Annotated in this window: 30 protein-coding genes; 11 read left to right on the top strand and 19 right to left on the bottom strand. The window is 67.2% G+C overall.

The annotated features are described in order from the left end of the window. Window positions 1-6 precede the first annotated feature (6 nt). The 3 genes from AC4ELH_RS19300 to AC4ELH_RS19290 are packed head-to-tail and all read right to left on the bottom strand — an operon-like array spanning window position 7 to window position 2,373. Window positions 7-819, bottom strand: a complete 813-nt coding sequence (locus tag AC4ELH_RS19300) for an exodeoxyribonuclease III (protein ID WP_463791152.1) — start codon at window positions 817-819, stop codon at window positions 7-9. Window positions 820-850: 31 nt separating this feature from the next. Then, window positions 851-1,780 (bottom strand): N-acetylglutamate synthase, CG3035 family, encoded by a 930-nt coding sequence (locus AC4ELH_RS19295; protein WP_498886014.1) that lies wholly within the window; start codon window positions 1,778-1,780, stop codon window positions 851-853. Then, entirely contained in the window at window positions 1,780-2,373 is a 594-nt protein-coding gene (locus AC4ELH_RS19290; protein WP_064880584.1) for a peptide deformylase, read from the bottom strand. The genes AC4ELH_RS19295 and AC4ELH_RS19290 overlap by 1 nt, the downstream gene beginning before the upstream one ends. 138 nt (window positions 2,374-2,511) lie before the next feature. Here AC4ELH_RS19290 and napA point away from each other — a divergent pair, with 138 nt between their 5' ends. The 5 genes from napA to AC4ELH_RS19265 are packed head-to-tail and all read left to right on the top strand — an operon-like array spanning window position 2,512 to window position 5,602. Next, window positions 2,512-2,823: a nucleoid-associated protein NapA gene (gene napA, locus AC4ELH_RS19285; protein ID WP_054601151.1), complete on the top strand. Its 312-nt coding sequence runs from the start codon at window positions 2,512-2,514 to the stop codon at window positions 2,821-2,823. A 48-nt stretch (window positions 2,824-2,871) separates the two neighbouring features. Further along, a complete protein-coding gene (locus AC4ELH_RS19280) occupies window positions 2,872-3,342 on the top strand; it encodes a LytR C-terminal domain-containing protein (protein WP_207549043.1) in 471 nt (156 codons plus the stop codon). Window positions 3,343-3,352: 10 nt separating this feature from the next. Then, window positions 3,353-4,063: a superoxide dismutase[Cu-Zn] gene (gene sodC, locus AC4ELH_RS19275; protein WP_064957146.1), complete on the top strand. Its 711-nt coding sequence runs from the start codon at window positions 3,353-3,355 to the stop codon at window positions 4,061-4,063. Next, window positions 4,044-5,174, top strand: a complete 1,131-nt coding sequence (locus AC4ELH_RS19270) for a glutamate--cysteine ligase (RefSeq protein WP_498886010.1) — start codon at window positions 4,044-4,046, stop codon at window positions 5,172-5,174. The genes sodC and AC4ELH_RS19270 overlap by 20 nt, the downstream gene beginning before the upstream one ends. Before the next feature lie 11 nt (window positions 5,175-5,185). Further along, entirely contained in the window at window positions 5,186-5,602 is a 417-nt protein-coding gene (locus tag AC4ELH_RS19265) for a hypothetical protein (RefSeq protein ID WP_498886008.1), read from the top strand. Here AC4ELH_RS19265 and AC4ELH_RS19260 read toward each other — a convergent pair. Then, window positions 5,580-6,590, bottom strand: coding sequence for an Lrp/AsnC family transcriptional regulator (locus AC4ELH_RS19260; protein ID WP_498886007.1), 1,011 nt, complete (start codon window positions 6,588-6,590; stop codon window positions 5,580-5,582). The genes AC4ELH_RS19265 and AC4ELH_RS19260 overlap by 23 nt on opposite strands. A 61-nt stretch (window positions 6,591-6,651) precedes the next feature. On the opposite strand from AC4ELH_RS19260, the gene AC4ELH_RS19255 reads away from it, so the two are divergent. Then, a complete protein-coding gene (locus tag AC4ELH_RS19255) occupies window positions 6,652-7,278 on the top strand; it encodes an LON peptidase substrate-binding domain-containing protein (RefSeq protein ID WP_448443919.1) in 627 nt (208 codons plus the stop codon). A gap of 18 nt (window positions 7,279-7,296) precedes the next feature. Further along, a complete protein-coding gene (locus AC4ELH_RS19250; protein ID WP_498886005.1) occupies window positions 7,297-8,100 on the top strand; it encodes an alpha/beta fold hydrolase in 804 nt (267 codons plus the stop codon). Between the two features lie 81 nt (window positions 8,101-8,181). Here AC4ELH_RS19250 and AC4ELH_RS19245 read toward each other — a convergent pair whose 3' ends face one another. The 9 genes from AC4ELH_RS19245 to AC4ELH_RS19205 all read right to left on the bottom strand — a co-directional run bounded on the left by AC4ELH_RS19245 (window position 8,182) and on the right by AC4ELH_RS19205 (window position 17,210). Next, window positions 8,182-9,105: an SAM-dependent methyltransferase gene (locus AC4ELH_RS19245; RefSeq protein WP_498886003.1), complete on the bottom strand. Its 924-nt coding sequence runs from the start codon at window positions 9,103-9,105 to the stop codon at window positions 8,182-8,184. Beyond that, window positions 9,092-9,445: a monovalent cation/H(+) antiporter subunit G gene (locus AC4ELH_RS19240; protein ID WP_448443913.1), complete on the bottom strand. Its 354-nt coding sequence runs from the start codon at window positions 9,443-9,445 to the stop codon at window positions 9,092-9,094. Before AC4ELH_RS19240 ends, AC4ELH_RS19245 begins: the two co-directional genes overlap by 14 nt. After that, a complete protein-coding gene (locus AC4ELH_RS19235; RefSeq protein ID WP_064880600.1) occupies window positions 9,442-9,723 on the bottom strand; it encodes a monovalent cation/H+ antiporter complex subunit F in 282 nt (93 codons plus the stop codon). The genes AC4ELH_RS19240 and AC4ELH_RS19235 overlap by 4 nt, the downstream gene beginning before the upstream one ends. Window positions 9,724-9,794: 71 nt before the next feature. After that, window positions 9,795-10,328, bottom strand: coding sequence for a Na+/H+ antiporter subunit E (locus AC4ELH_RS19230; RefSeq protein ID WP_448443910.1), 534 nt, complete (start codon window positions 10,326-10,328; stop codon window positions 9,795-9,797). Further along, on the bottom strand, window positions 10,325-11,923 hold the full coding sequence (locus AC4ELH_RS19225) for a Na+/H+ antiporter subunit D (protein WP_064957140.1): 1,599 nt from the start codon (window positions 11,921-11,923) through the stop codon (window positions 10,325-10,327). The genes AC4ELH_RS19230 and AC4ELH_RS19225 overlap by 4 nt, the downstream gene beginning before the upstream one ends. Next, entirely contained in the window at window positions 11,920-12,381 is a 462-nt protein-coding gene (locus tag AC4ELH_RS19220) for a Na(+)/H(+) antiporter subunit C (protein WP_064957139.1), read from the bottom strand. The genes AC4ELH_RS19225 and AC4ELH_RS19220 overlap by 4 nt, the downstream gene beginning before the upstream one ends. Then, window positions 12,378-15,230 carry a Na+/H+ antiporter subunit A gene (locus tag AC4ELH_RS19215; protein WP_064880606.1) on the bottom strand — a complete coding sequence of 951 codons (2,853 nt, stop codon included), beginning with the start codon at window positions 15,228-15,230 and terminating at the stop codon, window positions 12,378-12,380. Before AC4ELH_RS19215 ends, AC4ELH_RS19220 begins: the two co-directional genes overlap by 4 nt. A 192-nt stretch (window positions 15,231-15,422) precedes the next feature. Continuing rightward, the gene (locus AC4ELH_RS19210) at window positions 15,423-16,709 is read right to left on the bottom strand and encodes an ArsB/NhaD family transporter (RefSeq protein ID WP_498885999.1); all 1,287 of its coding nucleotides are present in this window, start codon (window positions 16,707-16,709) and stop codon (window positions 15,423-15,425) included. Window positions 16,710-16,721: 12 nt separating this feature from the next. Then, a complete protein-coding gene (locus tag AC4ELH_RS19205) occupies window positions 16,722-17,210 on the bottom strand; it encodes a CBS domain-containing protein (protein WP_236734682.1) in 489 nt (162 codons plus the stop codon). A gap of 157 nt (window positions 17,211-17,367) precedes the next feature. On the opposite strand from AC4ELH_RS19205, the gene AC4ELH_RS19200 reads away from it, so the two are divergent. Together AC4ELH_RS19200 and AC4ELH_RS19195 are read left to right on the top strand one after the other, a co-directional pair. Next, window positions 17,368-18,327 (top strand): sensor histidine kinase, encoded by a 960-nt coding sequence (locus AC4ELH_RS19200; protein ID WP_498885997.1) that lies wholly within the window; start codon window positions 17,368-17,370, stop codon window positions 18,325-18,327. Further along, window positions 18,327-18,974, top strand: a complete 648-nt coding sequence (locus AC4ELH_RS19195; RefSeq protein WP_055110531.1) for a response regulator — start codon at window positions 18,327-18,329, stop codon at window positions 18,972-18,974. The genes AC4ELH_RS19200 and AC4ELH_RS19195 overlap by 1 nt, the downstream gene beginning before the upstream one ends. Here AC4ELH_RS19195 and AC4ELH_RS19190 read toward each other — a convergent pair. The 3 genes from AC4ELH_RS19190 to AC4ELH_RS19180 are packed head-to-tail and all read right to left on the bottom strand — an operon-like array spanning window position 18,941 to window position 20,331. Next, window positions 18,941-19,390, bottom strand: coding sequence for a DUF1707 domain-containing protein (locus AC4ELH_RS19190; protein ID WP_498885995.1), 450 nt, complete (start codon window positions 19,388-19,390; stop codon window positions 18,941-18,943). The two genes, AC4ELH_RS19195 and AC4ELH_RS19190, sit on opposite strands and share 34 nt — an antisense overlap. A gap of 60 nt (window positions 19,391-19,450) precedes the next feature. After that, window positions 19,451-19,945, bottom strand: a complete 495-nt coding sequence (locus tag AC4ELH_RS19185; RefSeq protein ID WP_498885993.1) for a hypothetical protein — start codon at window positions 19,943-19,945, stop codon at window positions 19,451-19,453. Beyond that, window positions 19,942-20,331, bottom strand: coding sequence for a hypothetical protein (locus AC4ELH_RS19180; protein WP_498885991.1), 390 nt, complete (start codon window positions 20,329-20,331; stop codon window positions 19,942-19,944). Before AC4ELH_RS19180 ends, AC4ELH_RS19185 begins: the two co-directional genes overlap by 4 nt. A gap of 21 nt (window positions 20,332-20,352) precedes the next feature. Here AC4ELH_RS19180 and AC4ELH_RS19175 point away from each other — a divergent pair, with 21 nt between their 5' ends. Together AC4ELH_RS19175 and AC4ELH_RS19170 are read left to right on the top strand one after the other, a co-directional pair. Then, a complete protein-coding gene (locus AC4ELH_RS19175; RefSeq protein WP_498885989.1) occupies window positions 20,353-20,937 on the top strand; it encodes a TetR/AcrR family transcriptional regulator in 585 nt (194 codons plus the stop codon). Window positions 20,938-20,962: 25 nt separating this feature from the next. After that, window positions 20,963-21,415: an SRPBCC family protein gene (locus tag AC4ELH_RS19170; RefSeq protein ID WP_498885987.1), complete on the top strand. Its 453-nt coding sequence runs from the start codon at window positions 20,963-20,965 to the stop codon at window positions 21,413-21,415. An 89-nt stretch (window positions 21,416-21,504) separates the two neighbouring features. On the opposite strand, the gene AC4ELH_RS19165 is transcribed toward AC4ELH_RS19170, so the two are convergent. Genes AC4ELH_RS19165 through AC4ELH_RS19155 form a run of 3 tightly spaced genes read right to left on the bottom strand, consistent with a single transcriptional unit; the run spans window position 21,505 to window position 25,308 of the window. After that, window positions 21,505-23,727 carry an AAA family ATPase gene (locus tag AC4ELH_RS19165; RefSeq protein WP_448443894.1) on the bottom strand — a complete coding sequence of 741 codons (2,223 nt, stop codon included), beginning with the start codon at window positions 23,725-23,727 and terminating at the stop codon, window positions 21,505-21,507. 1 nt (window position 23,728) lies between these two features. Beyond that, complete coding sequence (gene pssA, locus AC4ELH_RS19160) at window positions 23,729-24,610, bottom strand: CDP-diacylglycerol--serine O-phosphatidyltransferase (RefSeq protein ID WP_064880630.1); 882 nt, start codon at window positions 24,608-24,610, stop codon at window positions 23,729-23,731. Then, a complete protein-coding gene (locus tag AC4ELH_RS19155) occupies window positions 24,607-25,308 on the bottom strand; it encodes a phosphatidylserine decarboxylase (RefSeq protein WP_448443892.1) in 702 nt (233 codons plus the stop codon). The genes pssA and AC4ELH_RS19155 overlap by 4 nt, the downstream gene beginning before the upstream one ends. Window positions 25,309-25,319 lie beyond the last annotated feature (11 nt).

Below are 25,319 nucleotides of genomic sequence, written 5' to 3'. Positions count from 1 at the left end.
CGGGGGTCAGCCGAGCTCGACCACGACCGGGGCATGGTCGCTGGGCGCGGTGGTGCCCTTCTTGGGGCGGCGTTCGTCCTTCACGATCTCGGCGCCGGTGACCCGCGACGCCAGACCGGGCGAGCCGAGGATGAAGTCGATGCGCATGCCGCGGCGCTTCTGGAACGCCAGCTGGGTGTAGTCCCAGTAGGTGTAGATCCCCGGCCCTTCGGTGAAAGGTCGCACCACATCGGTGAATTGGGCGTCATGCATGGCCTGGAAGGCGGCCCGCTCGGGCTCGGACACATGGGTGCGGCCGTCAAAGACGGCCATGTCCCAGACGTCCTCGTCCTTTGGGGCGATGTTCCAGTCGCCGACCAGCGCGATGGGCTGCTCCGGATCCTCCTTCAGCCAGCCGGCGGCGGTATCCCGCAGGGCGGCAAGCCAATCCAGTTTGTAGGCGTAGTGCGGATCGGCCAAGGTGCGGCCGTTGGGCACATAGAGGCTCCACACCCGAACCCCGCCACACGTCGCGCCAAGGGCGCGGGCCTCGGACGTGGCCTCTTCCTCGGGCTTGCTGCTCCAGGTCGGTTGACCGGTGAACCCGACCTCCACGTCGTCCAGACCCACCCGTGAGGCGATCGCGACGCCGTTCCACTGGTTGAGCCCGACGTGGGCCACCTCGTAGCCCAACGCCGCGAACGGCATCATCGGGAACTGCGCGTCGGTGCACTTGGTTTCCTGCATGGCCAGCACGTCGACGTCAGCGCGCTCCAGCCAGTCGACCACGCGGTCCACTCGGGTACGGATCGAATTGACGTTCCACGTGGCCAGGCGCATGAAGTAAGAGGGTAGAGGGTTCGGGTCAGCGTCAGCCGAGGACGTCGTCAGCCGCGACGTACCGGGTTTGGTGGTGCAGCCGAAAACCCAGCGAGGTGTACAGCGCGATTGCCGCGTGGTTGTCGACCTCCACCTGGACGTAGGCCTGGCGGGCACCTGCCTGGGCACCCCAGGTTGCCAGCGCCTCACACACCGACCGGGCGTGGCCCTGCCCGCGCCGCGCCGGGGAGACCCGGACCGACGAGATGCCCAGCCAGAGTGTGCCGTCCGGAGCCGGTGTCACCGCCCCGCGGCCCACCGCGCAATCGGGGACCGTTGCGAAAACCAGCTGCCCGTCGACCACGGCCGTCAGCACGTCCACGGGGACGTCGCGTTCGTAGAGCCGCAGCCAGTCCGCGTCCGGTTGCTGCGCCAGCGTGACGCCGGACGGCGAGGGTTGCGCCGGCGTGACATTCGGGGAGGAAGGGGGAGGGGCGGGCAGCTCACGCACCATGACCCGGGCCGGCTTGATGCCCGGGGTGTGAATCGGCAGGAGTCGCTCGGGCAGGGCCAGCCAGGCCGGCAGGCCGCGTTCGCGGTACCAGTCGCGCACCGCGGCGAGATCGGCGATCTGGGCCGACATGTCCAACGGGATCGCCGAATTCGCGCGGCTGGTGACTCCGTGTCCGGCGCGCAGCAGCCAACCGCCCAACCATTGCTGCTCGACGCCCGGCCAGGCCAGCGCCGCCGCATGTTCGAGCGCGCGGATCTCCGAGGCCCGAACCGGGGCGTGCGACAGCTCGCGCACGCTGACGATGTCTGCCGGCGCGACGTCGACGAGCTCGCCGTCCTTGGTGCGGATCAGCACCGTCGGCTCCAGTTGTTCCAGGTGCCCGATGACGTCGGTGAGCGGCTTGGCCGACCCGGCGGGCAGCCGGTACCGAAGGCTGACCCGCGACCCGAGTGCGGGTAATGCCGGCATCAGTGCCCGAACGGGTCAGGGACCTCGCCGGGCATCCAGGACAGGCCGGGAACACCCCATCCGTTGCGCTTGACGGTCTTCTTGGCAGCCCGCGCGTAGCGGCCCACGAGGCGGTCGATGTAGAGGAATCCGTCGAGATGCCCGGTCTCGTGCTGCAGCATCCGGGCAAACAAGTCGGTGCCCTCGAGAGTGATCGGCGAACCGTCGGCATCCAGGCCCGTGACCCGTGCCCAGTCGGCCCGGCCGGTCGGGAAATTCTCGCCCGGCACGGACAGGCAGCCTTCCTCGTCATCGTCGGGGTCGGGCATCGTCTCGGGAACGTCGGAGGTCTCCAGCACCGGGTTGATGACGACCCCGCGGCGCCGCGTGACCTGACCGCGGGTCGGAGCGCAGTCGTAGACGAACAACCGCTTGGCCACACCGATCTGGTTGGCGGCCAAGCCAACCCCGTTCGCGGCGTCCATGGTGTCGAACATGGTCTGGATGAGTTCGGGTAGATCTGCGGGCAGCGAGCCGTCCGGGCCGACCGGCACCGGCTCGGTCGGTGTGTGCAGAACGGGATCCCCGACGATGCAAATCGGTGCGACAGCCATGGGGGAAGCTTAAGGTGGCAATCCTTCTCACCCGACTCGCGGGTTTATGTGTCAGCTCAAGCCAGCAAGCCGTGGTTGAATAATCGCCGAACCACAGCGATGTTATTTCTCAAGTGTCGGAAGGGTCCAGGGAGCAATATGGACGGCGCCATGGCGCGGGCTGAGCAATCCGGGGACGACTCTGACCTGAGCGACGGGCTCACCCGGCGCGAGCACGATATTTTGGCCTTCGAACGCCAATGGTGGAAGTACGCCGGCAGCAAGGAAGACGCGATCAAAGAGCTCTTCTCGATGTCGGCTACCCGGTACTACCAGGTGCTCAACGCGCTGGTGGACCGCCCCGAGGCGCTGGCCGCCGACCCGATGCTGGTCAAGCGGCTGCGGCGGCTGCGGGCAAGCCGTCAGAAGGCGCGCGCCGCGCGGCGACTCGGCTTCGATATCACCACCTAAAGGTCACGCAATGAGGGATCGGGCGGTTCGCTCGATACAGTGGTGGCGATGAATCAGCGAGACTCCTCCGGGCTGCCCCTGCGCGCCATGGTGATGGTGCTGTTGTTCCTCGGGGTCGTGTTCCTGCTGGTCGGTTTCCAGGCGCTCGGCTCCGACGACGACTCAGCGGATCAATCGTCGTCCGTGGCCACCACGACCGCGACGACCACCACAAAGACATCGGCAAAGGCCGCGCCCGCACCCGACGTCAAGGCCGACGTGCGCGTGTACAACATCTCCGACGTTCCTGGCGCGGCCGAAACCGCGGCCAATCAGTTGCGTGAGGCGCACTGGAATGTCACCGAGACCGGCAACCTGACACTGGAAGGTGTTGCCGGCACCACGGTGTTCTTCGGTGAGACTCCCGATGAGAAGGAAGCAGCCGAAAATGCGGGCAAGGTGTTGCATGCGCCCGTCGAACCCCGACGCCCCGAACTTGTCGCGCAACCACCGGGCGTGATCGTGGTAGTCACCGGCTAGGCTTTGGACCATGCTTAAGTCCGTCGGTGTTGCCGTCCTGTTCGCCGCCCCTGTCGTCGCACTGAGCGCCTGCAGCCCTCCCGGTCAGGTCCCGTCCGACACGCCCGGGACCACCCCGGCAATCTGGACCGGATCGCCGTCCCCCTCGGCCGCTCCCGGTGAGCACGGCAGCGGACACGGTGCACCGGCCACCAGCGGCGGCGAGACCCTGACCGCGGAGCTCAAGACCGCCGACGGCACGTCCGTGGCAACCGCCGACTTCCAGTTCGCCGACGGCTTCGCCACCGTGACCGTCGAGACGACCGCCCCGGGCAAGCTGGCTCCCGGATTCCACGGCCTGCACATCCACTCCGTCGGCAAGTGCGAGGCCAACTCGGTGGCCCCCACCGGCGGCGCACCCGGCGACTTCAACTCGGCCGGCGGCCACTTCCAGGTGTCCGGGCACAGCGGTCACCCCTCCAGCGGTGACCTGAGCTCGCTGCAGATCCGCGCCGACGGCTCAGGCAAGCTGGTGACCACCACCGACGCCTTCACCGCACAGGATCTGCAGGCCGGCGCCAAGACGGCCATCATCATCCACGAGAAGGCCGACAACTTCGCCAACATCCCGCCGGAGAAGTACCAGCAGGTCATCGGCGGCGCACCCGGCCCCGATCAGGCGACCTTGGCCACCGGCGACGCCGGCTCTCGGGTGGCGTGCGGTGTTATCGGCGCAGGCTGACAGCCGCATCGATTTCGCCGGGTCGCCCCGGCCAACCGTCGGCGTCGAGTGGGAGTTCGCTCTCGTCGACGCCGACACCCGTGATCTGAGCAACGGCGCTGCCGAGGTGATCGCCGAGGTCGGCGAGAGCCCGCACGTGCACAAGGAGCTGCTGCGCAACACCATCGAGATCGTCACCGGAATCTGTGAGAACACCGGTGAGGCGATGGATGACCTGCGCGGCACCCTTGGCTCCGTGCGCAAGATCGTGCACGACCGCGGCATGGAGCTGTTCTGCGCGGGCACTCACCCGTTCGCAAGATGGTCGGCGCAACAGCTGACCGACGCGCCGCGGTATGCCGAGCTGATCAAGCGCACCCAGTGGTGGGGCCGGCAGATGACGATCTGGGGAGTGCACGTGCACGTCGGGATCTCCTCGGCGCACAAGGTGATGCCCATCATCTCCTCGCTGCTCAATCAGTACCCGCATCTGCTGGCGCTCTCGGCGTCGTCCCCGTTCTGGGAAGGCGAGGACACCGGGTACGCCAGCAACCGGGCGATGATGTTCCAGCAGCTGCCCACCGCCGGGCTGCCATTCCAGTTCCAGACCTGGTCGGAGTTCGAGGGATTCGTCCACGATCAGAAGAAGACCGGCATCATCGACCACCTCAACGAGATCCGTTGGGACATCAGGCCGTCACCGCACCTCGGCACGATCGAGGTGCGGATCTTCGACGGGGTGTCCAATGTGCGGGAACTCGGTGCGCTGGTTGCGCTGACCCATTGCCTCATCGTGGATCTGGACCGCAGGCTCGACGCGGGCGAGCAGTTGCCGACCATGCCGCCGTGGCATGTCCAGGAGAACAAATGGCGCGCTGCCCGCTACGGGCTCGATGCGGTGATCATCCTGGATGCCGACAGCAATGAGCGGCTGGTCACCGAAGACCTCGACGAACTGCTGAATCACCTTGAGCCGGTCGCCAAGTCACTGGGGTGCGCTGACGAGCTGGCCTCGGTCACCGACATCTACCACGGCGGCGGCTCGTATCAACGACAGCGCCGCGTGGCCGAGGAGAATGACGGCGACCTGCGCGAAGTGGTAGACGCCCTGGTCGGTGAACTCCAACTCTAAGGATGAACGCTATGCGGCAGCGGATCGTGGTGGGGATTATCGTGGCGGGCTTCGCCCTCTCGGGCTGCAGCACAGTCACCGTCGGCGCACCGATGGCCGATCCCGATCAGACCGGGATCTCCACGCCGACGACCACCAAGCGCCGACCCAGCACTACGGCAGCACCGTCGACTCCGGCTTTCCCGTCCCCCGGAACCAGTGGCGGGACCAGGACCCCGCCACCGAACGGGATGTCGACCACCTGCCGGGAGTATTCCTCGATGGACGAGGCCACCCAGCTCGGCATGGTCGAGCTACTGGTGAAGAACGGCTATGCGGGAATGAAGAAGAATCCGTACATCTGGACCTCGTTCATCGGAGCCATGTGCGTGCTGGCCGATCGGGACTCGACCGTGGTCGACGCGATCAACAAAAAGGTGCCGGGCTGAGATCGCCGACGTCCCTGGGATGAATTGCCTTGTAGTGCACTGAGATATAAGGCCAGGCCTGCATCGCGGTGACCCCGTCCAGTCCACGGATGCGCTCGTCGAGCGCGTCGAGCAGATCCTCGCCGCGGGTGGTCAGCACCTCCGCCAGGACGTCCCAGCGGCCGGCGGTCAGCGCCACGTAGGAGACCGCGTCGACCCGCGTCAGCGCCTCGGCCACCTTCTGCGCGCCGGCCCGGCCATCGGTGCGGATCGCGACCCAGCTGCTGTGGCGGTAACCGAGGCGCAGCGGGTTGGCGATGCACATCACCCGAGCCGCGCCCGTCTCCACGATCCGGCTGTAGCGGGATCGGATGGTGGTCTCGGACAAGCCGAGGGCCGAAGCGAAGTCGCGGAACGCGGCCCGGCCGTCGACGGCGAGGCGGGTGAGGATCGCCCGGTCGATGTCGTCGAGTGGGCGCGGGCGCACCGCTCCGTCGGCCAGCGCACCCGACAACCGGGCCTGCTGATAGTGCAGCCGCAGATAGGGGAGCAGCTCCACCGAGCCCACGCCCGGCAGTGTCGCGATCCGGCCGAACGCCACATCGTGAAGTTCGCGGGCGTCCGTGCAGACCAACTCGAGCACCACGCCGTACGGCCCCGTCACCGCCGTCACATAATCGGCCTCGGGCAGGTGGGCGAGCTCCGCGGCGAGCTCGACCGGGGTGCGGGATCCGTCGACGGTCAGCAGGGCCAGGCCCAGCGCGTGGAATCCGAGGACAGCTGGATCCGTGATGGCGGCGATGGAGATGTATCCCTCGCTCAACAACCGCGAAACACGGCGGCGCGCAGTCTTTTCCGTGATATCCGCACGGCGACCCAGCTCGGCGTAGGGAATGCGGCCGTCGGCCTGCAGCAGTTCGATCAGTTGGCGGTCGACCGCGTCGAGGTCGGTGTAGCCCGGATCGGACAGCAGCGTGCGGGTAGTCGCAAGCTCCGCTGACGGTGGCATCATCCGAGGTTACCGGCTCGTGCGCATTGACCAAATCGGAGGCGAAGACGATCCTGGCCCCATGACGGTCTCACCGATGTTTCCTCTCGAAGTGGCGATGCTGCCCGGCCAGGAACTGCCGCTGCGGATCTTCGAACCGCGCTATGTGGCGCTGGTGGGCGACTGTATGGCCTCCTCGGAGCCGTCTTTCGGGGTGGTGCTGATCTCCGCCGGGCGCGAGGTGGGCGGGGGTGACCGTCGATGCGAGGTCGGCGCACTGGCCAAGATCGTGGACTGCCAGGAGTTCGGTGTCGGCAAGTACCGGTTGCTGTGTGTGATGGGTGAACGAATTCGCGTGCAGCGCTGGCTCGACGACGATCCGTACCCACGCGCCGAGATCGAACTGTGGCCCGACGAACCGGACGGCCCGGCCGATGCCGCCCGAATCGCTGACGTCGAAGACCGGATGGTCGCCTTGCTCGACCGGATCGGCGAGGCGCGCGGCACGCCGATCCGCAGCCGCGAGATCGTCGAATCCGCCGGCGTCGACCCGGAGAACCGTTTGTACGCCTTGGCGACTCGGCTGCCGATGGGGCAGGCCGACCGCTATTCACTGCTGGCCGCGCCGTCGGAGGCGGCCCGCGTCGAGGTGCTCAGCGAGGCCGTGGATTCGGTCACCGCGATGGTGGAGTTCCAGCTTTCGGAGTAGCAGAGCAATACTCGGGAAATGGCTTCTGTGCTCACAACCGCGGACGGCACCGATCTGGTATTGGAGACGACGGGAACCGGACCTCCGGTGGTCTTCGTGCACGGGTCCAACGGTGGCCTGGATTCCTGGACCGATGTCGCCGGGCGCCTCAACGGTTTCCAGATCGTGCGGTATGCGCGGCGAAACCACCCGCCGAGTGCAATTGGCTCGTCGCCCAACTGGTTTGCAGTGGAGGCCGCCGATCTGGGATGCGTGTTGAAGTCGGTGACGGACGCGTCCGGAACGGGGGCGCACGTCGTCGGTGGTTCTTACGGGGCGACGGTTGCCCTTCACGCCGCGGTGGCCGGTACCGATCACATCGCATCGCTGGCGCTGTTCGAGCCGCCGCTGTTGCTGTCCGGCGCGCACCTGTTGCCTGTCCTGGACCGCTACCGACGGCTGTGTTCCGAAACCCGATATGCGGACGCGGTGGAGCTCTTCGCCCGCGAGGTCGCCTGCGTTCCTTCAGAACTGGTGGAGCAAGCTTCGTTCGAGCCAGAAAGTGAGGAGGCCGGCCGGGTGGCGACGACCTCCGCGGGGGCAGATCTGGAAGCGATGGCCAACGACGGGCGTGATGTCGAACGGTGGGCGGCCATCACTGTGCCGGTGTTACTGATGCAAGGCGGCTTAAGTTGGCCGCCTCTTCCTGAGGGCATGGAGCGCTTGGCGGCGGTGCTTCCCCACGCGCAGCGAGTCGGTTGGCCCGACCAGTCCCACTTCGCCACCGCCATGGTGCCCGAACGTGTTGCCGAGGCACTGCAGGATTTCTTTGCAGCGGTGTGATGCTCCGCGTTTGGTAACCGGAGGGCGAAGATTTCGCGATTCGGCCGCCACCAGGTTACGAACGCGACCGCCTGATCTCCGTCACCAAGAATTCTTCTCGGTCAGAACACCCTCGACGAATTCGGTGGCCATGGTGCCCTCGGTGGTGTCAGCGGACAGGGACCGGTGGTAACGCGCCATCAGATCGTCGGCAGGCAGCGCCGCCACGTCCCAGCAGTGTTCACTGAGCCACTCGGGCACATAGGGGCGGTCCTCGATGAACCACAACTGTGCGGGATCGGGCATGTCCTCGGCGGACTCGCCCGCTTCGGCGGCCTCGGCGCGCATCTTCTCGATGAGCTCACGGCGACGCGCCAGATGGTCCTCGGAGAAGAACCCGGCACTGAACGACTCGACGCCTATCCGGCTGTCCCGTGCGGACAGCTCGGTGATGCGCTCGAACAGCAGGTCCTGCGCCTCGGCGGGCAGGTAGGGCAGTAGCCCCTCGACTGACCAGGCCGTCGGTTGGGTGGCGTCGAAACCGGCATCCCGCAAGGCTTTCGGCCAATCCTGACGCAGATCGACGGGCACCGCGACATACCGGGCCTTCGGTACCGCGCCGCGGGCCGCCAGGACTTCCTCCTTGAACTGCAGCACCTGCGGTTGGTCGATCTCGAACACCACGCTCTCCTGGATCCAGGGCAACCGCCAGGCCCGGGCATCCAGACCGGCCGCCAGGATCACCGACTGACGGATACCCGCTGCGCCTGAGGCGACGAAGAACTCGTCGAACCACTTGGTCCGCGAGGCGGCGTAATTGCCGATGGCGCGGATCCGTTGAGCCATCGCCCCGGTTGGCGGTCGCCAGCCCCGCGTGGCCGCGGCGTCGAGAAACATCTGTGCATACGGGTCGGTGAACAACGGAGAGTCCGCGGTGGTCTCGTCGGCACGAGCCATCGCCACCCCGAGCGCGGTCGCACCCACACTCTCGGTGATATCCCAGCTGTCGTCGTTAGTTCTGGCCATCGCTTCCAGTCTCCTCGAACTCGGCCATCTCGTCTCGGGTCAACAGGTTCTCCCGGTTGCTCTGCTCGCGGTAGGCCAGTTGCCCGACGCGGTTGGCGATCACCGGCGCGGTGATCAGCGTGAACAAACCGGTCAGGATCAGCATGCCGACATCGGCATGGCCGCGGAGACGGATCGCGGCGCCGGCCAGCACCAACAGCAACCCGAGCACCTGGGGCTTGGTCGCCGAATGCATCCGCGACATGGTGTCGCCGAACCGCACAATGCCGATCGCGGCGGTCAGGGCCAGCGTCGACCCGGCCAGAATCAAGACCGCAGTGACGATGTCGAGGACGTTCATGGCGCCCTCTTCCGCCGCGGCTCGGTATCGGGCACACGGAAACGCGCCACGCTGACCGACCCGACGAAGCTGATCAACGCCAACGCGGTCAGGCTGTAGGTCACCGTGGTGTCCAGGCTGTAGGCCGCCCAGGTCCCGATACCGCACAGCGTGACGGCCACCAGGGTGTCCAGCGCCACCAGCCGATCCAAGGTGCTCGGACCGGCCAAGAGACGAAACATCGTGATCGCCGCGGCGGCGGTCAACATGACCGCGGCGATCGTCCAGACGGTACTCATGCGCGATCCGCCTTCGCTCCTCGCTGAACACTCATGCGCGATCCGCCTTCGCTCCTCGCTGAACACTCATGTCAGGCGCCCTCCTTGTTGGCCACGGGACGCCAATCAGACTCGCGCTCGAAAGCCGCCACCAAAAGCCGCTCCAGGGTGGTGATCTGGTTGTGGAACCGCTCGATCGCCTTGTCGGAACCGGCGTCGACGACGTGTACGTAGATCAGCCGGCGGGCCTGATCGATCTCCAGCACGATGGTGCCCGGGGTCAGGTTCACGATGTTGACCCCGAGGGCCAGAACCAGATCCGACTTGATCGCCAGATGCGCCCGTAGCACCGCATTGACCGGCAGCGGCCCGGGCCTGACGGCCAGCCATGCCATCTGGAACGAGGACATCACCAGCCAGACGGCCACCTGAACCGCCAACCGCGCCAACGACAGCAGATGAACCCGGCCCTCCACCGGGACGGCAGGCAGCGGGAGCAGAACCGTGATCACCACGGCGACGGCCAGGCCCGCGATGATGTTGGCCGCAGAGAGGCTGCCCCACAACAGCACCCAGACCAACATCAGCCAGCACAGGATCCAGGCCCGAAGCAGCAGCCACCTCATCGCGGATCACCCCCGAGCACGGCAGAGATGTACTGTCCACGATCCAAGACCTCGGCCGCGGCGCGCTCGCTGTAGGAGAAGATCGGCCCGGCCGCCACGGTCAACGCGAGCCCGACCGCGATCAAAGCGCCCGTCGGGGCCAGCATTCCCACCGGCATGCGTCCCACACTGTCACGATCGGCGAACTCGATGTCCTCGATGTCATCGAGGAGCACTGCCGGCGCTGCCCCGGCCAAATGTCCTTCGGGCGCATCGGCGCGGGCCCGCCAGAACGCCTTCGTCCACACCCGGGCCACCACGTAGAGCGTGAGCAGGCTTGTCACCACACCCCCGGCGACCAGGATCCAGGCCAGGACCGAACCGTTCTCGGCACCGGCTTCCAGCAGCGCAACCTTGCCGATGAAACCCGAGAAGGGCGGAATGCCACCGAGGTTGAGCGCGGGCACCACGAAGACGAACGCGAGTACCGGACTGGCCGCGGCGAGCCCGCCCAGCCGCTGCAACGTCGACGCCCCGGCCTGCCGTTCGATCAGGCCGACCACCAGGAACAGCGTGGTCTGCACCACGATGTGGTGGGCCACGTAGTAGATCGCGCCGGACATGCCGAGCTGGTTGGCCAGTGCGACCCCGAAAACCATGTAGCCGATGTGGCTCACCAGGGTGAAGGACAGCAGCCGTTTGATGTCGCTCTGGGCGATCGCGCCGAGGATGCCGATGATCATGGTGAGCAGGCCCGCCACCAGCAGCACGTTGTCCAGCTCGCCGCCGGGGAACAGCAGCGAATGGGCCCGGATGATCGCGTACACACCGACTTTCGTCAGCAAACCGGCGAACACCGCGGTGACCGGCGCGGGCGCGGTGGGGTAGGAGTCGGGCAGCCACGTCGACAGCGGAAAGACCGCGGCCTTGATGCCGAACGCCACCAGCAATACCGCGAACAGTGCGGTGCGGGTGCCCGTCGAGATGTCATCGAGGCGCAGCGCCAGCTCAGCCATGTTGAGTGTTCCCGTCGCCGCGTACACCAGCGCGATGCCGATCAGGAAGATCAGCGACGACACCATCGAGACCAGCACGTAAGAGATGCCGGCCCGGACCCGGTCCTCACTGGCGCCGATGGTCAGCAGGACGAAGCTCGCGGCCAGCAGCACCTCGAAGCCGACGAACAGGTTGAACAGGTCACCGGCCAGGAAGGCGGTGCACACACCGGCCGACAGCACCAGATAGGTGGGCAGGAAGATCGACGTCGGCTGGCGTTCGTCGCCGTCGCGGATACCCTGCCCGATGGCGTAGGCGACCACGGCCAGCAACACGATGGCCGACACCACGAGCATGAGCGCCGAAAGCCGGTCCACCACCAGCGTGATGCCCAACGGCCCCATCCCCGGCACGCTCTGCCCCCACCCGCCGACGTGTAGCACCAGCGTGCCGTCGCGGTCGGCCAGGTAAACCAGTGCCGCGCACACCACCACCACCGCCGTCAGCGCGAACTGGGTGATGACCCTTTGCAGCCGGGGACGACGCCCGGCCACCAGCGTGGCCGCCGCGGCCAGCGCCGGGATCAGTACCGGCAGGGGGATCAGGGCCTGGGCGCTCACTTGGACCCCTCGAATCCCGGCAGCGCATCGAGTTCGTCGGGCGCGTCGGTATCGCGGTGGGGATCGGCCACCGGAATGACTTCTTCTTCCTCAGCACTCGACCGCTGGGAGACGCGGGTGTCCTCCGGATCGTTACTGACTTCCTCGACCGTGGTGAGTCGATACGAGCGGTAGGCCAGCGCCAGGACGAACGCCGCCAGCCCCATGCTGATGACGATTGCGGTGAGGATCATGCCCTGGGCCAGCGGATCGGCATCGGTGGTGGCGCCGTTGCTGGTGCGCCCCCGGATCGGCGGATTACCCCCGCGGCCGCCGACGGTGAGGATCAACAGGTTGACCGCGTTGCCGATCAGCAACAGCCCCAACAGCATCCGGGTCAGGTTGCGTTCGAGCAGCAGGTACACCCCGGTGCTGGTGAGCCCGCCGATGATGATCAGCGTGATCAGGAATGTCGTCATCGGGCGATCTCCGTATCCACGCGGGCGCCGAGGCTGCGCAGGATGTCGAGCACCAAACCGACGACGATGAGATACACCCCCAAATCGAAGAACAGCGCGGTCACCATCTTGACCGAGCCCAGCACCGGCACGTCGAACTCCAGCACCGCCGAAGACAACGCCGGCGCCCCCAACAGGATCGAGGCGACCGCCGTCCCCGCCGACAGGCCCAGCCCGGTGCCCAGGATCTTGCCCGCGTCGAGCGGCAGCGTCTCGCCCAGCTCATAGCGGCCGCCGGCCAGGTACCGCAGCACGAGCGCCAGGCCCGCGGTCAACCCGCCGGCGAAACCACCGCCGGGAGTGTTGTGGCCGGCGAAGAAGAAGTACGCCGAGAGCACCATGATGAGCGGGAAGATGACGCGCGTCGCGACCTCCAGCACCAGGGAACGGTGGCGAGGGTCGCGCAGCTCGCTGCCGCGTAGCCAGGTGACATCGCCGACTGCCGGGCTGTACGCGCCGACAGGACCGATGTCGGGCTGGCCGACGGCCGTGCTGACCCGCGGTGCGGCGCCGAATCGCCGATGCCGGAACACCAGTGACGCCACACCTGTGGCGGCCACCAGAAGCACCATCACCTCGCCCAAGGTGTCCCAGGCGCGGATGTCGACCAGCAACACGTTGACCGCGTTGGCCCCGTGCCCGCGGTAATAGGCGGCGTCGGGAATCAACTCGGCGACGCCGGCGCCGTCGCGGGCGGCCATCGCGAATACCGCCAGCGTGGTGACCGTGGCCCCCACCGCCAGTGCCAGCGCCGCGCGCGGCAGCCGGTGGCGGTTGATGTTGGTGGCGTCGGCCTCGGGGGGCAGGATCCGGAGGACCAGCACGAAGATCACCAAAACCAGTGTCTCGACCAGGAATTGGGTCAATGCCAGGTCAGGTGCGCCGTGGAAGGCGAAGATCGCACCGCAGCCGTAGCCGGTCACCCCGACCAGCAGCACCGCGGCCAGCCGGTTACGCATCACGGTCGCGCCGATGGCGGCGGCCAGCATCAGCAACCCGACCACCACCTGCAGCGGGGAATCCCACAGTGCGATATCCGGGCGATCCCGCGCTCCGAGCGCCAGCATCACGATGGGCAGCACCACCAGCGTCGACAGGATCACCGACTGGGTGGCCGGCAGCGAGCCGCGCTGAGTCTCGCCCGTCAACCGCACCGAGGCGATGTCCAGACCGCGAATCACCGCGTCGTACATGCGGTCGGCGTTACCCAGCGGGCGATAGGCGAACCGGGTGCGGGGCAAACGGTTCCGCCCGAAGAACACCGCGGTGCCGACGGCAAGCACCACCACCGAGAGCAACAGCGGCAACCCGAGGCCGTGCCACAGGGCCAGGTGGTAACCCGACCCGCCTGGCATGGTGTCGGCGTATTCGTCGAGCACTGCGTCCATCCCGGCCGGCCACAACCCGAAGCCCAGGCCGGCGGCAGCCAGGACGGCCGGGCCGGCCAGGAAAGTCATTGAGGGACGGTGCATTTCAAGGACGCGGGTGCTCGGCTTCGGAAGTCCCTTGTCGGAGAACGCGCCCCACATGAAGCGCAGGCTGTACATCGTGGTGAACACCGAGCCGACGACGATGCCGGCCAGCACCCACGGCGCCGCTGAGCCGAGTGCCGGGCTGTGCAGAACCGTCTCGAGGTCGGCTTCCTTGGCGACGAACCCGAAGAACGGCGGCAACGCGGCCATGCTGGCGGTCGCACACGCGGCGACGATCAGTAGCGGCTTGCACTGACGCCCCAAGCCCGCGAGGCGGCGGATGTCGCGGGTGCCGGTGGTGTGGTCGATGATGCCCACCACCATGAACAGCCCGGCCTTGAACATCGCGTGTGCACAGAGCATGGCCAGCCCGGCCAGCATCATGTCGCTGCCGCCGGCGCCCACCATCACGGTGATCAGGCCGAGCTGGCTGACCGTGCCGAACGCGAGAATCAACTTGAGGTCGTATTCACGGACGGCCCGCCAGCCGGCCAGCAGCATCGTGAGCAACCCGAGGCCGATCACCATCGGCCGCCACAGCGGCGTCTCGGCGAAGCCCGGCGCCATCCGTGCCACCAGATACACACCGGCCTTGACCATCGCCGCGGCGTGCAGATAGGCGCTGACCGGAGTCGGTGCGGCCATCGCGCCGGGCAGCCAGAAGTGCATCGGCACAATCGCCGACTTGGACAGCGCCCCGACGAGGATCAGCGCAATGCCGATGGCGGCCGCCGTTCCGCCCGGGGGAGAGGCGATCAACTCCGAGAGCAGATACGTGCCTGACAGGTGGCCCAGCACGATGATGCCGACCAGCATCGCCAGCCCGCCGAACGTCGTCACCAGCAGCGCCTGGGTGGCCGCGCGTCGGCTGGTCGCACGCTCGGCGTAGTGCCCGACCAGCAGGAACGACAGCACCGTGGTGGTTTCCCAGAAGATGTAGAGCACCAGCATGTTGTCGCTGACCACCAGACCGAACATCGATCCGGAGAAGGCGACCAACTCGGCGGCGAAGCTGGGCAGCCGTTTCTCGATCTTGCCGTCGTGGTGGTGGAAATACTCTCCGCAGTAGAACAGCACCAATGAGCCGATCGCGAGCACCAGCACGCTCATGATCGCGGCCAGCGAGTCGAATCGCAGCGTGATGTCCATCGACAGCTCGTGCACCCACGGGATGCTCACGGTCGGGACGCGATCGTGGCTGGGCCAGTTCAAGCCGACCCAGGCCAGGGAGCCGAGCGGCACCAAGGCCAGGGGATAGAACGCTCGCCGCCCCCATTTGGCCACCAGAAGTGGCGCCAGCGCGGTAGCGACCGCGTGGGCGAGCAGAACGGCGAGCATGGCACTCCGATCGGGTTGGGGTCGGGGTGTCGGCTACCGATGAGCGCTTGCGCGAACAGCACCGGCAGGGAGAGCTATCAGGTGGCTATGGCTTTTGGGCTATTGGTTGCTAGTGATGGTTGCTACTGATTAATGGCATTCTACGTGGGCCGTTTCCTGCCGCGAGAGTGACGCAATGGTTGTACACCGCCATCAGAAGTACCGCAGCCAGACGTACACCCAGGCCAACACGGTGCTGAGGGCGGTGACCACCAGGCCGTAACGGGTGAACCGCCAGAAGCTGATCGGATGGCCGGCCCGCTTGGCGATGCCGATGGCCACCACGTTGGCGCTGGCCGCGATGGCGGTGCCGTTGCCGCTGAAACAGGCGCCGAGCGCGAACGCCCACCACAGCGCCTCACCGGTGGGTGCGTCCGGAACCTGGGCCACCATGTCCTCCACCACCGGCGTCATCGTCGCGGTATAAGGAATGTTGTCGACGAAGGCGCCGACGATCGCCGAACCGAACAACAGGGCCGTGGCCGCCCCGAACCAGTTGTCGCCGAAAGCCGATTCCGCCACCGACCCGAGCGCACCGATGACACCGGTGTGGACCAACCCGGCGACCATGACGAACAGTCCCATGAAGAAGACCAGGGTGGGCCACTCGACCTCGGGTAGCACCTCGGCCACATCGATGTCGGTGACCAGCAGCATCGCCCCGGCGCCCAGCAACGCCACGATCGACGGCGCCACATGCAACACCGAGTGCAGCGCGAATCCGACGATCACCACATTGAGCACCAGCAGCGAGCGGATCAGTAGGCGCTTGTCCTTGATCGCCCGCCGCTCCTGCAGGGCCATCACCTCGTCGATCTGCACCTGGTCGGCGCGCAGGTCTCGATGGAACAGCACCCGGGTGAACAGGACGAACAACGCGAAGATGATGACCACGACCGGCGCCATGTGGATCAGGAAGTCGTTGAAGGTCAGTCCGGCACGGCTGCCGATGATGATGTTCGGCGGATCCCCGATCAGGGTGGCGGCGCCGCCGATGTTGGAGGCCAGCACCTCGGCGATCAGATAGGGCTGTGGCGCGATACGCAGTCGGTCGCAGATCACCAGGGTCACCGGCGCGATCAACAGGATGATGGTCACGTTGTCCAGCACCGGCGAGGCGAAGGCGGTGATCGCCATCAACATGACCATCAGCCGGAACGGATTGCCGCGGGATCGCTTGGCAGCCCAGATCGCGAGGAAGTCGAACAGCCCGGTCTGCTTGATGACGCCGACGATCACCATCATCCCGAGCAGCAGGAAGATGACGTTCCAGTCGATGCCCTGGTGCTCGGAGTAGAACACCTGCGCGCCGGGAATCAGGCCCAGCAGGGCCATCAGGCCGGCGGCCACCAGGACGGTCTTGACCTTGTCGGCTCGTTCGGTGGCGATGAACCAGAAGGCGACGACGAAGATCGTCAGCGCCAGAACCGGAGCCAGCATGGGCTCGGGCGATCAGTCGCCGGGCCCGGCGACCGCGAGGCTGGTCAACAGCCGTTCGAGAGTGACGGCTCCGGTGAGCCGTCCGCTGCGGTCGACGACGGCGATCAGCGGGCTGCGTTTGTTGGCCATCACGGTGGCGATCTCCAACAGTGTGGCGTCGGGTGTCACGGTCGCCGGCTTGGTGGCGGGGCCCGGCAGGCAGTCACCGACGGTGAGTTTTCCCGGGCCGTGCCAGAACAGATCGGCGTGGATTTCGTCGACGGTGCGGACCAGCGCCGGATCATCTTGGTAGGACTCGGGAATCGCCAGACGCAGCACCTGGGTTCCGGGCAGCACCGCCACCGGGCGATCGTCGTCGTCGACCACCACCAGGCCGGGAAGCCGGTTGACCACCATGAGCTGGACGGCCTTCGATACCGGGTCGTCGATCCGCACGGTGGGCAGGTGGGCTGCGATTTCATGTGCCTGCATGAGCTCGTTCCAATGCGTCGTCAGTGTCATCGTCCTCGTTCTCCGATCACTTCGGGACGGCTCGGCTTCGGCGGTGGCTGCCAGTGTGTGCCGACCCGGTGGTCGGGGACCATCGGGGCTGACACCCATTCGGAGGGGGGAATTGCCTGTATGGACAACAGTGCTGGTCTCGGGTCACGCTGGTGGGGTGAAACCGGCGCGCACCCCGGCGGCCGCGTTGTTCCGGCGGGTGTTCCTGATCAACGGGTTGATATTCACGCTGGGCACACTGATTTTGGCGGTATCGCCGGCCTCGGTGTCGGCGCGCATCAAGGTCACCGAAATCCCGGTCCTGGCCGTGGGTTTGGTGATCATCCTGGCCGCCAACGCCGTGTTGTTGCGGTCCAGTCTTGCCCCACTGGATCGGCTCGCCGCGTCAATGCGGCGGGTCGATCCGCCCAAGCGCAGCGATCGTGTCGACGGCCGTGGCAGCGGCGATCTGCAGCACCTGATCGAGTCGTTCAACGCGATGCTGGACCGGTTGGAGACGGAAAGGACCACCGCCAGCGCGTCGGCACTGGCGGCCCAGGAGAACGAGCGGCAACGCATTGCACGGGAACTGCACGACGAGATCGGTCAGACCCTGACGGTCGCACTGCTGCGGCTCAAGCGGGTTGTCGACCGGGCGCCCGAGTCGATCAAGGGCGAACTGGCCGATGCTCAGGAGATCGTGCGATCCAGCCTTGACGAGGTACGTGAAATCGCCCGGCGGCTGCGTCCTGATGCGCTGGAGGATCTCGGGTTGCACAGTGCGCTCAATGCGCTGTGCACCGACTTCGGTCAGGCCTCTGGGATCGCCGTCGTCAAACACATTGCGCCGCAATCAGGTCGGTTGAAACCGGATGTCGAGCTCGTGTGCTACCGGATCGCCCAGGAGAGCCTGACGAATGTGGCTCGGCACGCCGAGGCCGGCAAGGTGTGGCTTGACCTGCATACCGGCGCAACCGACCTGACGCTGCGGATCGCCGACGACGGCCGTGGTGGCGTGGATGACGAAGGTGCCGGCATCAACGGCATGCGCGAGCGCGCCCTGCTGGTGAACGCCGACCTCTCCATCACCTCACCGCCAGACGGCGGCACCGAGGTGCGGCTGGTGATCCCGCTCTGATGTCCGCACGCATCCTGCTCGCCGACGACCACGCACTGGTCCGTAGCGGTCTGCGCATGATCATCGACGCCGAGCCGGATCTGCAGGTGGTGGCCGAGGCCGCCGACGGGCATGAGGCGGTGACCGCGCTCGGCACGACGCCGGTGGACCTGGCGATCCTCGACATCGCGATGCCGCGGATGACGGGATTGCAGGCCGCACGGGAGATCAACCGGACGCATCCGAACGTGCGGATCCTGATCCTGTCGATGTACGACAACGAGCAGTACTTCTTCGAGGCGCTCAAGGCCGGGGCATCGGGCTACGTGTTGAAGTCCGTGGCCGACCGCGACCTGCTCGAGGCCTGCCGGGCGACGATGAGAGGGGAGCCGTTCCTGTACGCCGGCGCGGTGACGGCGCTGATCCGCGACTATCTGCACCGGTCACGTCAGGGCGGGGAACTGCCGGACACGATCCTCACCCCTCGTGAGGAGGAGGTCCTCAAACTGATCGCCGAGGGCTACTCGACCCGTGAGATCGCCGCGACCCTGACGATCAGCGCGAAGACGGTTGATCGGCACCGGACGAACATCCTCGCCAAACTCGGCCTGCGGGACCGGCTTGCGCTGACGCGTTACGCGATCCGCGCCGGACTGATCGAACCGTGAGCCAATACCGGAATGGCATGTGACGCAACGCCGATGCCCCAGCCCGTGATCGGCCAGACCGGCCAGAAGTACCAGCCGCCTCCGCCGAGTCCGACGGCAAGCCAGATGCCGAGCATCAGCAGGGCGCCGGCCAGGTAGGCGGCGAGGTGGATCCGGACGCTCATCCGGGCGGCCCGCTGCTGCGCGGCGTGACGACGGGGATCGTGTCGTCGTAGTCGGTTGACGGGGAGGTCGGCGACGAGCAGGCGCAGTTGGTCGGCGGTCTGCGCCTGGAACGTCGACTGCAGCCGATCCTCGTACTCGGGCATCGTCAGATAGCCCTGGGTGAGTGCCTGTCCGAGGTCGTTCGCGGTCTGCGCACGTTCCCGGTCGCCGGCGCGGGCGGTTTCAACGGTGTGTAAGGCGGTGTCGGCCATTTCAACTCCCGTGAATCTAGTCAATGACAAGTTGGACTATGCCACCGTAACTAGCCACCGTCAAGATGTAATCGCCGAGGCTTCCTCTTCGGTCAACTCGCGCAGGGTGAGCAGCTGTTTACGCATCATCACCACGTCGCCCAGTGCCAGTGCCCAGCCGTGGATCCGGTTCGTGCCGAAACGCACCCGCACGTGCAATCGAGAGCCGCCGATTTCGGACCGGGTGGCATACGTGACCGCGACCGTTTCGGATCGCAGGGTGATGTGCTCGTCCTCGATGAACGAGTCCAGCGTGAAGATCTGCATGAAGCGTTGGCCGACCGCGAGCCGGGCGAGCTCCGGGTCCCGGGTGCGCGGGCTGCGTCTGCCGAAATTGTCGAGCAGATCGTAGCTGTAGGGCGCGGCGCGCAGTTGGCACAGCCACCCGAAAACGATCGACGGTGGTGCACCGATGCTGATCGCCCGGTCCGCGCAGACCGCGGCGTCGGGGGCGAGGGCATCGCACGGCAGCGGAGCGGCACGTTCATGCGTCGTGGCGCCCCAGTTCGCGATCATGCCGGGACGTTCGGACGCGGACGGAGTTGGCCGGCAATGCGTTTGAGCGCGTAGCGCACCGCAACCTTGTGGCCGCCCGAACCGATTACCAGCGCGCGATAGACCTTTCCGTGGATGCCGGGGAAGGCGGCCCAGGTTTGTGAGCGCACCCTGGTGCGATGCGGGCCCAGGTCGTCCAGTTCGAACACCCACTCGTAGATCGAGAAGGGATGACGGCCCTTGAGTACCAGGCGCAGGCGCGGCGTGCACTCGCCGATCGCGAACCCGATCGGAGGCCGCGGCTCGGTCGGGTCACCGCACATTACTCGAAGGACGGCGGCCCATGTTGTGGCAGCGTCGGCGTCGACTGTTATGGCATGCTCATCGATATAGGGTAAACGTTCCATATAGAAGGACTGTACTAGAACATGGCGCCTCCTCGGAAGCATGAAACCGACGCGATTTTGGATGCGACGCGGGCCCTGGTGCTCTCCGAAGGGCCAAGGGCTGCAAGTGTTGCAGCGATTGCCAAGGTCAGCGGCGCTCCGGCGGGCACCTTGTATCACCGGTTCGGCAACCGCAACGGTGTGCTGACCGCGGCCTGGTTGCGGGCGCTGGAGCGGTTTCAATCGCGGGCGATGGCGGCGACGGCCGATGATCCGGTCGAGGCGGCGGTCGCGATGGGCGTGGCCGCCGTCGGTTTCGCCCGCGAAACCCCCGAGGACGCACGGTTGCTGCTGACCATCCGGCCCAGTGATCTGCTCGACGGCGCTCCGGACGCAGAATTCACCGCGACGCTGACGGCGATGAATGCGCCACTCATCGAGCGGTTACGCGAACTGGCGCGGGGCATCTACGGCAACGACGACGCGCGCACGATGGACGCCATGTCGCGCGCGGTCGTCGACCTCCCGTATGCCGTCGTGCGCCGCCACGCCAACGACGCCGAGTTGCCGGCTTGGATGGAGGAAGACCTGGCCGATTCGGTGCGGAAGTTGTTGACCGCGCGATGAATCCGGTTTGGGTATGGTCGGGCGTATGGATTCTGAGTCCGGTGCCTCACGGGTGGTCGCGGCAAGTCGGGAGATCGCCGCGCCTGCGGAGGTCCTTTTCGAGATGATCGCCGACCCGGCCCAACAGCCACGCTGGGACGGCAACGAGAATCTGGCCGAAGCGCCGACCGGTCAGCGGGTTCGTGCGGTCGGGGACGTGTTCGTCATGACGATCAGCCAGGGCGGCGACCGGGAGAACCACGTCGTGGAGTTCGAGGAGGGACGGCGGATAGCGTGGCGACCATCGGAGGTCGGGAAGGAACCGCCCGGTCACCTGTGGCGCTGGGAGTTGGAACCGTTGGGCGACAACCGAACCCTGGTCACCCACACCTACGACTGGTCGCAGCTCACCGATGAGAAGCGGCTGGTGCGCGCACAAGCGACCACAGCCGACAAGCTGCAGGGATCGATCGATCGGCTGGCGGCGATCGCCGAGTAGGTAGTGATTCGCTCTGCGATGAGGGCGCACGGTTCTCGCACTTTTGCGCCGTAGATGCAGAGTCAACGCCGGGGAGTCCGGCGCCAACCTCACCGGCCGGCCGCGAACTCCCGTAACGACGCCACCTGCGTCGCATCCAGTGAGGGCCGCACGGTCTCGCGGGCTTTGGCGACATCGGCTGCGGTGACGTCGGCCGCATCGATCGACCGGCGCATCGCGGTCAACGCCGCCTCTCGCAGCAGCGCGACACAGTCGGCCGCGCTGTAACCGTCCAGCTCGGAGGCCAGGGCATCGAGATCGACGTCTGGGGCCAGCGGAATGGATTTGCCTGCGGTACGCAGGATTTCACGACGCGCATCGGCATCGGGCGGCTCGACGAACACCAGCCTCTCCAGCCGGCCCGGCCGTAGCAGCGCCGGGTCGATGAGGTCGGGGCGGTTGGTGGCACCCAGTACCACGACGTCGTTCATCGGTTCGATGCCGTCGAGTTCGGTCAACAGGGCGGCGACGACACGGTCGGTCACCCCGGAATCGAAACTCTGTCCGCGGCGCGGAGCCAGGGCGTCGATCTCGTCGAGAAAAACCAGCGACGGTGCCGAGTCACGGGCCCGGGCGAACAGTTCGCGCACGGCCTTCTCCGACGAGCCGACCCACTTGTCCATCAGCTCGGCACCTTTGACTGCGTGCACGGAGAGCTTCCCGGAGCTGGCGAGTGCCCGGACGACGAAGGTCTTGCCGCAACCGGGCGGGCCGTACAACAGCACTCCGCGCGGTGGCTCCACGCCGAGGCGCTGGAAGGTATCGGGATGCTGCAGCGGCCACAGCACCGCTTCGGTGAGCGCCTGCTTGGTCTCGACCATGTCGCCGACGTCGTCGAGGGTCACCGAGCCGACCGACACCTCCTCGGCCGCCGATCTCGACAGCGGCCGGATCACCGTGAGTGCCCCGGTCAGGTCTTCCTGCCACAGCACCGGCTCGTTGCCGTCGGCGCTGGCTCGGGAGGCTGCCCGCAATGCGCCCTCGCGGACCAGGGCGGCCAGATCGGCGACGACGAAACCCGGTGTACGGTCGGCAACTTCGCCGAGATTCAGTTCAGCACACGGTACGCCCCGCAGCAGCACCTCCAGCAGTGACTTGCGGGTGGCGGCATCGGGCAGCGTCAGGGCCAGTTCGCGGTCGCACAGATCCGGCGCCCGCAGCCGGGTATCGACCCCGACGGGCACCGCCGACGTCGCGACGAACGCCACGCCGCGGGTGGCGACGGCGTCACGCAGCTCGCCGATGATCAGGGCGGCGACCGGCTCTGGGGCCCGGTCGCCGGTGGCGGCGGGCAACAGCGCGTCTACGTCGGAGATCAGCAGCACCCCGCCGCCGTCGCGCACACTGGCGACCGCGTCGGACACCCGGCTGAACCGGTCGTCGGCGGCCAGCGCCCCCACCTCCGGACCGTCGAGCTCCACCAACCGCCGCTCAGCGCACACGGTCCGCACCATGGTGGCCTTGCCGACACCGGCGGGCCCGGTCACCAGCACACCGAGATTGGGTGTGGCACCGAGAGTTTCGAGAAGCTGTGGCTCGTCGAGTGAGAGCTTGAGCCATTCGGTGAGCTTGCCGGCCTGGGTATGGGAGCCCTTGAGATCGTCGAAGCTGACCGCAGGTTCCGCGCGCGCGGGGCTGATCGTGTGGGCACCGGTGGTATCCGACGGCCCCGACCCGACGCCGTCGAGGCCTGACCCCCACGACACCACCGAATTCGGTTGGATGCTCACGGGTCCGGACGGATCGACCCCGGTCACCGTCAACAGCTCCGAGGTCCAGGTGATACCCACCGACGAGCCCAGCGCCGCGGTGGCCGCCGACGTCGAGGTGCCCGGCCCCAGATCACGGGGGAGCAGCGACACCGTGTCGCCGACAGTCATCACCTTGCCCAGGAGCGCCTGGCGCAGCGTCGCCGACGAGATCGAATCGGTCGCCAATTTGGATCCGGTCACCGTGACCGCCCGGGCGCCGTACACCGTCACCGGCGCCACGATAACGGTGGCGTTCTCCCGCAGCCCGGCGTTGGACAGCGTCACGTCGTCGAGCAGGGCGGTCCCGGTGGGGGTGCCGCCGGGGGCAAGGCCGACGACAGCGGCGGTGGTACGGGAACCGGTCAGCGACACGGCATCCCACTCCCGGATCCCGAGGGCGGCGATCGCCTCGGGATGCAGTCGGACCACACCACGACGCGAGTCGAGCGCCGAGGTGTTCAGTCGTGCGGTCAGGCGCAGATGCCCGAGCGGTTGATCCTCGTCGACCTCGAGCTGCGACATGTCAGCGACCCGGCTTCCGCAGTCCCAAACGGGCCATAGACCGCCGATGCGGCTGGGCGCGGCGGATGGCGCGCCGCGCCGCGCGGCGCTGCTGCGGCTTGTCGTCCCACGATTCGGGGTGGCTGGCCACCCACTTCTTGGTGCGTATCGCAAACGGGATGTGGATCACGTAGGCCACGATGATCACCATGATCACGATGTAGCCGTAGAACACCGACGCCGCCACACCGATCGCGACGAGAGCGAGCAAGGGCGCCACCATGTTCGGCGGCACCGAGAAGGTGTGGATCTTGCGCATCGGGATCCGGCTGACCACAAGAAGCGAGACACCGATCATCCAGATCGACACCGCCCACTCGCTGGTCCACCACCCGTCGCCGAACTGCATCTTGGCCGCGAGCGGCCCGATGGCACCGAGCGCGCCCGCCGGCGCAGGCATGCCGACGAAGTACTCCTTCTCGTACGCGGGCTGATCCACGTCGAGCAGCGCGTTGAACCGGGCCAGCCGCAGCACGATGCACACCGCGTACAGCAGCACCACGATCCAGCCGATCCGCGAATGCGACAGCAGGGTGCCGTAGACGATGAATGCCGGGGCGACACCGAAATTCACGGCATCGGCCAGCGAGTCGATCTCCTCGCCCATCTTGGAGGTGGCGTTGAGCATCCGGGCCACCCGGCCGTCCAGCGCGTCGAGGATCGCCGCGACCGCCAGAAATGCCATCGATTCGGTGGGCCGGTCGTCGAGCGCCATCTTGACCGCCGACAGGCCCAGGCAGATCGCGGCCACCGTCATCGCACTCGGCAGCATCCGCACGCTGAACGGCGGCGGCTTCATGCGGCCCTTGATCAACGACGGGGGCCTCATGCGCGGCTTGATCATGGCAACTCCGCCAGGACGGTTTCTCCGGCCAGCGTCCGCTGGCCCGGGGTGACGAGAAGTTTCGAACCGGCAGGTAGGTAGGTGTCCAACCGGGAGCCGTAGCGGATCAGACCGTAGGTCTCGCCGATGGCCAGTTTGTCGCCGACGCGGGCGTTGCACACGATGCGCCGGGCGATCAGACCGGCGATCTGCACCGCGATCACCTCGGTGCCCTCGGCAGTGCGGATCACGACGCTGTTGCGCTCGTTGTCCTCGCTGGCGGCTTCGAGTTCGGCCGAGTGGAACCGCCCGGGGCGATGCTGCACCGCGACGACGTCACCGCCGATCGGGGCACGCTGCACGTGCGCGTCGAGAACCGACAGGAAGATGCTGATCCGTGGCAGCGGGGTGTCGGGCAATCCGAGTTCGGCCGGCGGGACCGCGTCCCCGATCAGACACACCAACCCGTCGGCGGGAGCGACCACCACTCCGGGGCGCGTGGGCGCCACCCGGGCCGGATGCCGGAAGAACGCTGCGTTGGCGCCGGCGGCCAGCAGGCCGGCCCGGCGCACCCAGCGGTGCTTGCGGCCCAGGGCCGCAACGGCGAGGCTGGCGCCGACGAACGGTAATCCCGCCGAATGCATCGGCGGAACACTGGATCGCACCAGCGCCACGAGGCGTTCTGGTCCGGACTGCTGGAGGTCGGGGCGTCTGGCCATCGGGAGGATTC

It is taken from the genome of Mycobacterium shunyiense, assembly GCF_058270075.1.
This window is presented reverse-complemented; position numbering and strand designations above follow the sequence as displayed.